9 protein-coding genes are annotated in these 12502 nt (G+C 65.5%); 3 read left to right on the top strand and 6 right to left on the bottom strand.

The features are described from left to right. Positions 1-637 (bottom strand): proton-conducting transporter transmembrane domain-containing protein (locus AC1D34_RS24510; RefSeq protein WP_476825599.1); only part of this gene is annotated, 637 nt, incomplete at its 3' end. A gap of 1049 nt (positions 638-1686) precedes the next feature. Between AC1D34_RS24510 and AC1D34_RS24515 the strand changes: the two genes are divergently transcribed. The 3 genes from AC1D34_RS24515 (at position 1687) to purU (ending at position 5867) form a co-directional block, all read left to right on the top strand. Next, entirely contained in the window at positions 1687-2457 is a 771-nt protein-coding gene (locus tag AC1D34_RS24515; RefSeq protein WP_441491351.1) for a DeoR/GlpR family DNA-binding transcription regulator, read from the top strand. A gap of 73 nt (positions 2458-2530) precedes the next feature. After that, positions 2531-4960: a GcvT family protein gene (locus tag AC1D34_RS24520; protein WP_441491352.1), complete on the top strand. Its 2430-nt coding sequence runs from the start codon at positions 2531-2533 to the stop codon at positions 4958-4960. 4 nt (positions 4961-4964) lie between these two features. Further along, complete coding sequence (gene purU / locus AC1D34_RS24525; protein WP_441491353.1) at positions 4965-5867, top strand: formyltetrahydrofolate deformylase; 903 nt, start codon at positions 4965-4967, stop codon at positions 5865-5867. A 338-nt stretch (positions 5868-6205) separates the two neighbouring features. Here the strand turns inward: purU and AC1D34_RS24530 are convergent, their stop codons facing one another. The 5 genes from AC1D34_RS24530 to AC1D34_RS24550 form a co-directional block, all read right to left on the bottom strand. Then, positions 6206-7870: a Na/Pi cotransporter family protein gene (locus tag AC1D34_RS24530; RefSeq protein WP_441491354.1), complete on the bottom strand. Its 1665-nt coding sequence runs from the start codon at positions 7868-7870 to the stop codon at positions 6206-6208. A 43-nt stretch (positions 7871-7913) separates the two neighbouring features. Then, the gene (locus tag AC1D34_RS24535) at positions 7914-9629 is read right to left on the bottom strand and encodes a putative 2-aminoethylphosphonate ABC transporter permease subunit (protein ID WP_441491355.1); all 1716 of its coding nucleotides are present in this window, start codon (positions 9627-9629) and stop codon (positions 7914-7916) included. After that, positions 9626-10717, bottom strand: a complete 1092-nt coding sequence (locus AC1D34_RS24540) for a putative 2-aminoethylphosphonate ABC transporter ATP-binding protein (protein WP_441491356.1) — start codon at positions 10715-10717, stop codon at positions 9626-9628. Before AC1D34_RS24540 ends, AC1D34_RS24535 begins: the two co-directional genes overlap by 4 nt. A gap of 156 nt (positions 10718-10873) precedes the next feature. Next, positions 10874-11893 carry a putative 2-aminoethylphosphonate ABC transporter substrate-binding protein gene (locus AC1D34_RS24545; protein ID WP_441491357.1) on the bottom strand — a complete coding sequence of 340 codons (1020 nt, stop codon included), beginning with the start codon at positions 11891-11893 and terminating at the stop codon, positions 10874-10876. 102 nt (positions 11894-11995) lie between these two features. Next, positions 11996-12502 (bottom strand): aldehyde dehydrogenase family protein (locus AC1D34_RS24550; protein ID WP_476825600.1); only part of this gene is annotated, 507 nt, incomplete at its 5' end.

Below are 12502 nucleotides of genomic sequence, written 5' to 3' on the forward strand. Positions count from 1 at the left end.
GCGCCGGGACGTATAGAGTGTGCGAACGGATGAGGTCGCCCGATCGGAGGACGTCGTCGAGGTCATAACTGCCGACGATATGACCGACGATCAGGACGCCACCCAGCAGGGCGAGGCCCCCCATGCCCGTGACCGTCATGGCCATGCGGGCGCCGTCGCGCGCTGCCTGGCTCTGCTGCCAGTAGCCGATCAGCAGGAAGGAAAAGATGCTGGTCAGTTCCCAGAACACGACCAGAAGCACCAGGTTGCCCGAAAGGACCACGCCCAGCATCGAGCCCGTGAATGCCAGAAAGAACAGATAGAAGCGCCGGACCGGATCGTCGGCGGACATGTAATACCGGGCGTACATGACGACCAGGAGGCCGATACCGCTGACGAGAGCCGCGAAGATCCAGGCGAAGCCATCCATCCTCAGCGTGAAGTTCAGTCCGAGAGACGGGATCCAGTCGATCTGATGCCGGAGGGCATCTCCGCCGCTCACGGATGGGTAGAGCGACAAGGTCACGATGAGGCAGGCCAGCAAGGTGAGACCGGTGATCCAGGTCACCGGTTCGCGGGAGGCCCCCGGGGACAGGACCACCGCCAGGCTGGCTACGAAAGGCAGAATGAGGATCAGCAGTAGCGGGGAAAGTTCCATCATTCTCCTTTGCCTGGGAGGCGTCGYCCGTTCTTAGGCCATCGAGGCTGATCCGCCAACGACGAGTGGATCGTGCGCGCATTCGAGGGGGCAGCCCTCGGACGATCCCCGACGTCGTCACAGGGTCGACCGCCAAGACGTCGACCCATGGCGGCGCGCGAACGTCGGCCCCGATCATCGGGGCCCGATCGCCCACCGAAAGCCCAAGCACTGTGATGCCCAGAGGCGTGATCACCGATAACTCAGCGGGCGGCCACATTCCGTCTGCGGGATCGATCAAGCGTCGGCGTTCGGGCTGCCCCGTGCCCCCGACACGATAGGTGACGAAACCATCCAGCAGGACCGTTTGCTCCGGCATATCGTCCGCCTCACGCCACGCGGCGCGGTCCAGCTTGCGCAAAAGCGCGGACGCGAGCGGATGAATTTGCTCGCCGAGCAAATGCGCCAGCTCTTGCAGCCGCACATAATGGCTGGCCGGAAGCACGGTGACTGGTCGTTTCAATGCGCAAATCATGTTTGCCACCAGCGAGTTGCAGGCAGTCATGAGAGGAAGGTCTGAATGGGTTGCCGCTCTGTGTGACCTGCGCAACCCGCGGTACGCGGGACTGCCAGCCTCTGCCCGGACCGGGCCGCGACGCAGCCGGGTCGGGTTCAGTCCCCCGTGATGGGGCACACCCGCTCGAAGAGAAGAGTAGGGGAATCGATACGCATGAGATGTACGTGAAAGGTCACGGCCGCGAAGTCAAGTGAGATGATTGCGGCCGTGCTCGAGTTCTATCTCTCAGACGGTGAATGGGGTTTTTGAATAATGCGGGTTATATTCAGTGTATGTGGAGGTGATTGTTCGATTATGTAAGTTTATGTCGATTTTTATAATCTAAATGATCTATGGCCGTTGGCCATCTATCGGCGCTATAGCTTGGCGGCACTCGATTCCGTTGGTGCCTGTCATGTTTTTCCATCCCCGTTCGATTGCCAAGCGCGAATCGACGACATGTGGCAGATTGGGACGGCTTCTTCCGCCGACCAGGATTTTTGGCTCCGTTTCCATGACCCGCGACATCGCTGCGCGACGGCATCGCATCATTCTCGACAGTCTCGAAAGACAGGAATCGATCAGCGTCGAGGAACTGGCCCTGTCGCTCGACGTCTCCCGCGAGACGATCCGGCGCGACCTCAAGGCCTTGTCGGCCGAGGGGCTGCTCGCTGTCGTTCATGGCGGAGCGATCCGGGCCGAACGTTCGGAAGCCTCCTTCGCCAGCCGCCGGACCGTGAACCGCACAGGCAAGGACCTGATCGCCACGCTCGCCGCCTCCATGCTGGGCGACGGCATGACCATTCTGCTCGATTCCGGCACCACGACCGAGGCCGTGGTGCGCGCGCTGGCGCGGTCGGACCGGAAGCGGCTGGTCGTGCATACCACGTCGCTCGAGAATGCGCGGCTGGCCAGCCGGCTGCCGGGCGCCCGCGTCTTCCTGATCGGTGGCGAATTCGACCCCAACGAGGATGCGACCTCGGGCACGGAGGCCCTGCGGGCGATCGGGCGCCTTTCGGCGGATGTCTCCTTCGTCAGCGTCGGCGGCGTCGACACGGAAGGGCGGCTGACCGACTACACGCGCGCCGGAGCGGCCATCCGAAGCGCTCTCCTGAACGCGGCGGAGCAAGGCTTCCTGATGGCCGACAGCAGCAAGTTCGGCCTTGTCCTTCCCAGCCGGATCGGCGGCGACGAAACCTGCGCGGGACTGCTGGTCGACCGGCTTCCGCCGGAGCCGATCGCGGCGAACCTGACCAGGAACGGAGTGCGCCTGCTCGTTTCCTGATTTTGCCCGTTTTGTGGTTTTTTGTTGTTTTGTGGATTTTGCCTGCTAGGCTGTCTCCATCGCGGAGGCGCTCATGTCCATTCCCACCCAATCTCGCGTCGTCATCATCGGCGGCGGTATCGTCGGCTGTTCCGTCGCCTATCATCTGACCAAGCTCGGCTGGCGCGATGTGCTCCTGCTCGAGCAGGGGCGCCTGTCCTCGGGCACCACCTGGCACGCGGCCGGCCTGGTCGGGCAGCTGCGCAGCCAGTCGAGCATGACGCGCCTGATCCGCTATTCCACCGAGCTTTACGCGTCGCTGGAGCAGGAGACCGAGCTCGCCACCGGCTGGAAGCGCTGCGGCTCGGTTTCGGTCGCTCGCACGCCCGAACGCATGACGCAGCTGCGCCGGACCATTTCGGCGGCGCGCGCTCAAGGGGTGGAGATCGAGGAGCTGAGCCCGAAGGAGGCTGGCGAGAAATGGCCGGTGATGCGCACCGACGATCTCGTCGGCGGCGTCTGGCTCCCCGGCGACGGCAAGGCGAACCCGTCCGACATCACCCAGGCGCTGGCGCGCGGCGCCCGTAGCCGTGGCGCAATCGTGCGCGAGGGGATCCGCGTCACCGGCGTCGAGACTGAGAAGGGCCGGGTGAGGGCGGTGCAGACCGATCAGGGCCGGGTCGAATGCGAGGTCCTGGTGATCTGCGCGGGACAATGGTCACGCGCGGTCGGGCAGATGTGCGGCGTGTCCGTGCCGCTGCATTCGGCCGAGCACATGTACATCGTCACCGGCAAGATCGCGGGCGTGACGCCGGACCTGCCGGTGATGCGCGATCCCGATGGCTACACCTACTACAAGGAGGAGGTCGGCGGCTTGGTGATGGGCGGCTTCGAGCCCGACGCAAAACCCTGGGGCATGGACGGCATCCCCTATCCGTTCGAGTTCCAGCTCCTGCCCGATGACTGGGACCAGTTCGCCATCCTGATGGAAAACGCGCTGCAGCGCGTGCCGGCCCTGGAGACGGCCGAGATCAAGACCTTCCTCAACGGTCCCGAGAGCTTCACGCCGGACAACAATTTCCTTCTGGGCGAGGCTCCGGAAGTGGCGGGTGTCTATGTCGGCGCCGGCTTCAACTCGATGGGGATCGCCTCTGCCGGCGGCGCCGGCAGCGCGCTGGCCGAATGGATCGTCGCGGGCGAGGCCACGAGCGATCTCTGGCCCGTCGACATTCGCCGCTTCGCGAGCTTCAACAACAATCCGGCCTGGCTGAAGGATCGCATCAAGGAGACGCTTGGCCTTCACTACGCCATGCCCTGGCCGAACCGCGAACTCGATACCGCAAGGCCCTTCCGCCGCTCGCCGCTCTATGAGCGCCTGGCCGCCAAACAGGCTGTCTTCGGCTCCAAGATGGGGTGGGAACGCGCGAATTATTTCGCCCGCACCGAGGATGAGCGCAGGATCCGCTATTCCTTCGGGCAGCAGAACTGGTTCGAAACGGTCGCTGCGGAGCATCGAGCCTGCCGCGAGACGGCGGGGCTCGTGGACATGAGCAGCTTCGCCAAATTCCTGCTGCAGGGTCCGCAGGCCGAAGCGGCCTTGCAGCGCCTCTCCGCCAATGATGTCGCGGTTCCGGTGGGCAGCTCGGTCTACACGGCCTTGCTCAACGCGCGCGGCACCTTCGAAAGCGACCTCACGGCCGCCCGCATTGCGCCCGACACCTACCTGCTCCTGACCGGCACCGCCCAGGCGACGCGCGACGCGCACTGGATCAGGCGCCAGCTTCCGGAGGGAGCGACGCTGACGGACGTGACATCGGCCTATGCCGTGCTCTCGCTGGCCGGCCCGAAGGTCGTCGAGATCCTCGCTCGCGTCTCGCCCGTCTCCTTCGATCCCGTTGATTTCCCCGCCAACGCGATCCGGCAGATCACCATCGGCTATGCCACGACCTGGGCTTGCCGCCGCTCCTATCTGGGGGAGGGCTTCGAACTCTACGTGCCCGCGGAATTCGCAGCCGCGATCTACGATCTGCTGCACGAGGCCGGAGCCGATCTCGGTCTCGTCGATGTCGGATACTACGCGGTCGACTCGCTGCGCATCGAGAAGGGCTTCCGCGCCTGGGGACGCGAGCTGACGCCGGACGTCAATCCCTACGAGGCTGGCCTCGGCTTCGCGGTGAAGCTGAACAAGGGCGATTTCATCGGCCGCGACGCCCTCACCATTGCCCGCGCGGCGCCGCGCACCAAGCGGCTGGTCGCGCTTGTCGGCCCCCGTCCGAATGGTCAGATGGCCTGGGGCGGCGAGGCGATCCTGGCCGATGGCAGGCCGGTCGGCGAGATCACCTCCGCGGCATTCGGCGCAACCCTCGACGGAATCGTCGCACTCGGCTGGGCCCAAAGCCATGAGCCGATCGATCAGGCCTGGCTCGACGCGCGCAACTGGGCGATCGATCTCGCGGGCACGGCGATCCCCGTGACGGCGAGCCTCGCCGCACCGCTCGACCGCGGTCAGGCGCGCGGAGCCTGAGGGGATGACCGATCTCACGCCGCTCGCCCCCGCCATTCCCAGGGATATCGTCCTGCGCAAGCCCGCCCGTGTCCTCAACCTCGCCTGCGAGGACCGGCCGGGAATCGTGCATGCCGTCAGCGGCGTGCTCTACCGGCACGGCTGCAACATCCTGGAAAGCGCGCAGTTCAGCGATCCGCGCGACGGCCGCTTCTTCATGCGCGTTGCCTTCGCCGCCGGCGACCGCTTCGACGACACGGCGTTCCGGCGTGAGTTCGACGGCGTAGCCGGCACCTTCCAGATGAGCTGGGACGCGGTCGATACGGCCCGTCCGGCCCGCGTCCTGCTGATGGTGTCACGCTTCGGCCATTGCCTGAACGATCTGCTCTTCCGCCAGGCGACGGGGAACCTCAACATCACGATTCCCGCGATCGTCTCGAACCATCGGGATTTCGAGCCGCTGGCGCAGAATTACGGCATCCCGTTCCACTATCTGCCGGTCACGGCGGAGACCAAGGCGGAGCAGGAGGCAAGGCTGCTGGAGCTGGTTGCGCAGACCGATGCGTCGCTGGTCGTGCTCGCCCGCTATATGCAGGTGCTCTCCAACGATCTCTGCCGTGCGCTCGACGGGCGGGCGATCAACATCCACCATTCCTTCCTGCCGAGCTTCAAGGGCGCCAAGCCCTACCATCAGGCCTATGATCGCGGCGTGAAGCTGATCGGCGCGACGGCCCATTACGTCACCCCCGATCTGGACGAAGGCCCCATCATCGACCAGGACGTCGCGCGCGCCGATCATTCGCTGGCTCCCGACGATCTCGTCAGCGTCGGGCGTGACATCGAGGCGGTCGTCCTGGCGCGTGCGCTGCGCCTGCATATCGAGCGGCGGGTGATGCTGGCCGGCCGGCGGACCGTCATTTTTCGCTAGAGCGTCGGCCCGAAAGGTGGATTGCGGTTTTCGGGGCAAAGCCGATGCAAAGACAAAGGGTTAGATCATCGGGCTGGATACGGTATCCGGTCCGATGATCTAGAGCGTTTCCGGTGAAAATCGGATTCACCTGCAATCCCTTAGCTCTTTGTCTTCACGCAATTCCGGAGGCAAAGCCGCGACGCAGTCTTGCTGTCATTGCTCCAGGAGCCCCTCCATCACGCCCGTTCCGGGCGTCGGCGGTCCGGTAACGGTCACCATGCTGCTGGTGAACACGGTGGAGTGCGGGAGCAGGATGATTTCATCGCACCCGAAGAGTGGGCAAGCCGCAAGTGCGCTCACTCGGCCGCCCGCATCAGGCGGCTTCCCATCAGGGCTCCCCGCTGTTCGAGAAGTCCGTGCACGGTGGCGGCGATATGGGCGTCGATGCGCTTCAGATCGCGCGCGATATCAAGCTGGAGCGCGCTGACGATCACCGCTTCGCGGCTGCCGGTGCGCATCTCGGCGAGATGGGCCTCGATCGCTTCCCGCTCCAGTTCGCGGAAGGTTTCCTTCTCGCGCACGATCCGGCGCGCGGTGGCTTCGTCCTGCGAGATGAAGACCGTGAGCGCCAGGCGCAGGTGATCCCGCAACCGGTCATGGGTATCGGCGATGCGGGCAAGCGCGTCCTCGGGCAACCGGCGCTGGTCGCGGATGCGCTTGCCGGCCATCTGCATCAGGTTCTTCTCGATGATGTCGCCGATATGCTCGAGATTGATCGCCAATGTCAGCACCTCCGAGAGCCGGTGCTCGTCGGATTGCGACAGCGTCTCATGCGCGATCGCGCCGACATAGAGCTGGATCTGGTTATAGAGGTTGTCGAGCACGTCGTCGGCGCGGCTGACCTCGGCCACCCGGGCCGGATCGTCGCCCTCGAACGCCATGAGCGACGTCTTCAGCATCCCGTCGACGACATCGGCCATATGCAGCACCTCGCGGGTCGCATTGGCGAGCGCGAGCGTCGGCGTCGTGAGCGCTGCGGTGTCGAGATAACGCGGGCGCGAGGGGTCGGCTTCCGGCGCGGGATCGGGCAGCAGGCGTGTCAGAATGCCCGCGAAAGCCGGCAGCGGGACAAGGAAGAGCACAGCCATCACGATGTTGAAGGCAAGGTGGAACAGCGCCGCCGATTGCGCCGGATGGCTCGCGAACCGCTCCACGACCGGTGTCAGCACGGGCAGAAGCAACAGGCCGGCCGTGCAGCCCAGGATGCGGTTGGCGAGGTTGCCCACCGGCACGCGCCTGGCCGCGGCATTCCCGTTCATGGCCTGAACCAGGGGATTGAGCGCCGTGCCGAGATTGCAGCCCATCACCATCGCCAGCATGGTCTGGGTTCCCACGACCCCGGTCGCGGCAAGGCTCATCACGACCAGAATCGCCGCAAGCGAGGAATGGGCGGCAAAGCTGAGCACCGCGGCCAGGAGCAGGGCGATCAGCGGATCGCCCGAGAGCGCGCCGAGAACCGCGCGCAGCACCTGCGAGTGCTCGACCGGCGCCATGGTGGCCTGCATCAGGCGAAGCGACAGCAGCATCAGGCCCAGCCCGAACAGCGCCTTCGCCATTTCATTGGCAGCCAACCGGCCGAAGCGGCGCATGCCGAGATAGCCGACGAGGAGCAGGAGCGGCACCATCATGCTGGTGTCGAAGCCGACGAACTGGACGATCAGCGTCGTCCCGACATTGGCGCCGAGCATCATCGCCAGGGCCGGCGCCAGCGCGATCAAACCGGCGCCGGAGAACGAGGCGATCATCATCGCGGTCGCCGTGCTGGATTGCAGGCCGGCCGTCACCATGAGACCCGCGCCGAAGGCCCGCCAGCGACTGTCGAGACCTGTCGCCAGCAACGCGCGCAAGCGGCTGCCGAAGGCGGCCGAAACGCCTGCCGTCACCAGCTGCACGCTCCAGAGCAGCAGGGCGACCTCGCCGGCGAGCGCAAGCAGGATCTGGGTTGGCGTCTGCGCTGCCATGGTCACGTTCTCCCGCGCGCCGCTAAAGCATCGGCCCGAAGATCTAGCGTTGCCGCCAGTGCTGCAGGCGGCCGAAGACCAGGCGGTCGAGGCCGGCATGGGCGAGTTTCACGGCAATGGCCGTGAACATGATGATGCTTGCCATGCCCGCCGCCGACGCCATGGCTCCGGCCTCATCCATATGGACGATCGCGATCGAGGCGAGCTTGGTGTCGGCGCCATAGAGGAAGATCACGGCCGAGACCGTGGTCAGTGCATTGACGAAGACATAGACGGCGATGTCGAGGATCGCCGGCATGCAGATCGGCGCCGTCACCCGGCGGAACGTCGACCAGAACGGCACCTTGAGCGAGGCGGAAACCGACTCGAACTCGCTGTCGAGCTGCTTCAGGCTCGTCAGCGCCGTGATGTGCCCGACCGTGTAGAAATGGGCGATGGTGTTGATCACGAGGATCGTCAGCGTCCCGTACAGGAAGCCGAGCGGATTCCAGCCCGCATTGAAGAAGAAGACATAGCCCAGGCCGAGCACCAGGCCGGGCACGGCCATCGGCAGCATGGCCAGGAACTGGGCGAAGGCGCGCAGCCGCGGGTAGAGCTTCACCTTCTCGATCAGATAGGCGCCGGTGAAGATCAGTGCCGTGCCGATCACCGCCGTCAGGGACGCGAGCAGCAACGAGTTGGCATAGGTCTTCCAGCCATCCGGCTCGACCGCGGCGAAGTTGTAATTGCTCAAGGTCAGAGACAGGTTGTAGGGCCAATATTTGACGAAGGAGCCCCAGAAGGCGATCGCGTAGGGGCTGACGATCGCGAAGGCGATCACGCCGACGAAGCCGAGCAGGGCGAGATCGCGGCGCTGGTCAGGGCGCGGCACATAGGGAACGGCGCGGGCCGAGAGCATGGCGCCCTGGCGCCGCTGCACCACGCGGTCGACGAAGAAGGCCAGCACCGCCGGCACCAGCAGGATGATGCCGACCACGGCGCCCATCGGGAAATTCTGCTGGCCGACGACCTGCTTGTAGGCGTCGGTCGCCAGCACGTTGAACTGCCCGCCGATCACCTTGGGAATGCCGAAATCGGTGATGACCAGCGTGAAGACGACGAAGACGGCGCTGATCACGCCGTAGCGCGCGCCGGGAAGGGTGATCGTCCGGAAAATGCGCCAGCGCGAGGTGCCCATCGCGTCGGCCGCTTCGCGCAGCCGGCCGTCCGAAAGGGCGAGCGCCGTGACGAGGATCAGCATGGCGTGCGGAAAGCTGTAGAGCGTCTCCGCCGCGATGATGCCGACCGGGCCGTAGAGCGAGGCGCCCATCATCCAGGACTTGAGCAGCCCCTGGTTGCCGAAGACATAGATCAGCGCGAGGCCCGACAGCAGGGACGGCGCGAAGACAGGGATCATCGCCGCCGCATAGAAGACGCCCTTGGCGGGAATGCAGCTGCGGCGCAGCGCATAGGCGTAGAGGAAGGCGAGGGGCACCACGATGACCGTGGTCGCACTGGCGACCGCGAGGCTGTTGAGCAGCGAGAAGAACAGCGTCGGCGTCGTCGCATAGCTGACGAAATTCGCCAGGCCGACGAAGTTCCCGTGCGTATCCTCGAGACTCTTGGAGAGCAGCGCCCAGAGCGGCAGGGCGATGATCAGGACCAAAACCGCGCAGAGCGCGACGATCAGGACCCCGGCGACATGGCGCTCGCTGATCCGCACCGGCGATACCTTCACGGACGCATCGATCATGGTCAGCCGTGGTGCGAGGTCGCTCATCGTGCGCCCCCCGCAAAGACATGCAGGGCCTCGGGCGGAAAGGCGACGGTGCAGACCTGTCCCGCCGTGATGCCGAGATCGCGCATCGCATTGGTCGAGAAATCGGCCGCGATCCGGGTCGAACGGGAGCTGGTCGGCTCGAGATGCGCCCGGCAGTAGGAGCCGAGGAAAGCCAGATCCCCGATCCGCGCCTCGAAGCGGTTCGGCGTATCCTCACCGATGCTGCGGGTGCGAACCTCTTCGGGCCGCATGGCCAGCCGCACCGGCGTCCCCACGGCGAAGGGGGTGGCATTGGCGACGAGCAGGTCGAGCTCGTCGACACGGACCCGGCCGGGCCCGGTCACGATCGCATCCATGAAGGTCATGTGCCCGACGAAGTCGGCGACGAAGGGCGTGGCGGGGCGCCGGTAGATCTCTTCGGGCGTGCCGATCTGCTCGACCTCACCGTCCCGCATCACGACGATGCGGTCGGCCATCGCGAGCGCCTCCTCCTGGTCATGCGTCACCATGATCGTGGTCACGCCGAGCCGCTGCTGCAGCGAGCGCATTTCGTCGCGCAGGCGCACCCGGACCTTGGCGTCGAGGGCCGAAAGCGGCTCGTCGAGCAACAGCAGCTCCGGCGAGGTGGCAAGCGCGCGCGCCAGCGCCACGCGCTGCTGCTGCCCGCCCGAAAGCTGGACCGGGTATTTCTTGCCCTGCTCCGGCAGGCCGACGAGCGTCAGCAGTTCCTCGACGCGGCGCGCGATCTCGGCAGACGAGCGACGCCGGTTGACGAGGCCGTAGCCGATATTGTCGGTGACGGTGAGATTGGGAAACAGCGCGTAGGACTGGAAAACTATGCCGAAGTCGCGCTCCGACGGGCTCGCTCGCGACACGTCGCGCCCGCCCATGAGGATGGTGCCGCCATCCTGCTGGTCGAGGCCGGCGATGGCCCGCAGCAATGTCGTCTTGCCGCAGCCCGACGGCCCGAGAAAGCAGACGAACTCGCCGCGGCGGATGTCGAGATCGATATCGTGCAACGCCCGGAACGCGCCGTAATTCTTGGCGAGGTCGCGGATCGAGAGAAACGGGGGCGCAGTCGTGGACATGATGCCGACCTTCATCTGAACAGGCAGTGATCAGGCTCGCCGGCAACGGCGAGGCCGCACTCTTGCGTGGTGCACGGACTTGCTTCGTGCACGGACTTGCGTCTTGCACAGACCATGCCGCCGGCCGCTCGCGCGGGCCGGCGGCGTGGCAAAGGCTCAGTTCTTCGGCGCCGACTTCGACTCGTAGCGCTTCGACCATTCGGCGAGCACGCGCTCGCGATTATCGGCCATCCAGCTCAGGTCGTTCTTGATCATCCCCGCCTCGGCATTGACGGGATAGTTGGCCGGCTTGTTCTCGACACCCGGCGCAGCCACGATGGCGTAGGTCTGCGAGTAGAGCTCGTTCGCCGCCTTGGTCGTCGACCAGTCGGCGATCTTCTTGGAGACGGCGAGGTTCTTGCTGCCCTTGACGATGGCGCTGGCTTCCATTTCCCAGCCCACGCCCTCCTTCGGAATCACGACCTCGATCGGTGCGCCCTTGGTCTTCTCGGAGGCGCCGCGCATGTCGAGCGCCAGACCGATGGTGCGCTCGCCGCGGGCTGCCTGGACGCAAGGGGCGGAACCGGAATGGAGATAGGCGCCGATATTCTCGTGAAGCCCGTCCATGAACTTCCAGCCTTCGGCCTCGCCCATGCTCTGCAGCCAGCCGGCGACCATCAGATAGCCGGTGCCGGAGGAGGCCGGATGGGGCATCACGATCTTGCCCTTGAACGCCGGGTTGAGCAGGTCCTTCCACGAGGCCGGCACGGGCACGCCCTTGGCCTCGGCGGTATTGTAGCACACGACGCCGAGATAGGCGTCCATGCCGGTCCAGGTATAGGGGCTGTTGGGATCGCGGAAGACCGGCTTCAGCGCATCAGCGCCGGCCGGCTTGTAGGTTTCCAGCAGCCCGGCCTTCTCGAACATGAGCAGGCTCGATGCGGCCAGGCCCATCACCATGTCCGCCCGCGGATTGTCCTTTTCGGCCAGGAAGCGGGCGGTGATGACGCCGGTGGAGTCGCGGACCCAGACCACCTCCGCGTCCGGCACGGCCTTCTCGATCGAGGCCTTGAACGGTCCGAGCTGGTCGTTCTCGAGAGCGGTGTAGATCGTTACCTTCGTCTTCTGCGCCTGGGCGACACCAGGCAGCGCGAGCGCGAATGCGCCGATGACGCAGGAAGCAAGCCAGTTCTTCATCTTCTCATCCCCTCGTGGTGATCGATTAGAGCGCTCTTTCGGCGTTTTCCCCTGAGATCGTAAAACACAGGCGGATCGCTCCGCCTGTGCTGGTCTTCTTCGTCATGCGGTCCAGGGCAGGGACCAGGTCTTGACGTTGGTGAAGCTCTTCATGGCTTCGACGACGCCCTCCTTGTAGCCGAGGCCTGAATCCTTGATGCCGCCGAAGGGGGACATCTCGATGCGGTAGCCGGGAACCTCCCAGAGGTTGACGGTGCCGACCTCGAGCTCCGCGACGAAGCGCTGGATGTAGTCGAAGCGGTTGGTGCAGACGCCCGAGGACAGGCCATAGGCCGTGGAATTCGAGATCCGGATCACCTCGGCGATGTCGTTCGGCACGCGGATGATCGGGATCACCGGGCCGAAGGTTTCCTCACGCACGAGCTCGCAGGTGTAGGGGATGCGGTCGACCACGGTCGGATGGAACAGCGCACCCTCGGCCCGCTGGCCGTAGAGCACTTCGGCGCCTTGCGTCACCGCGTCGTCGACGCGGGCCTGGAAGAGCGCGGCCGAGCGGGCATTGATGACGGTGCCGACATCGGTTGCCGGATCCATCGGGTTGCCGCATTT

The organism is Allobosea sp. P1_A7 (assembly GCF_056406775.1).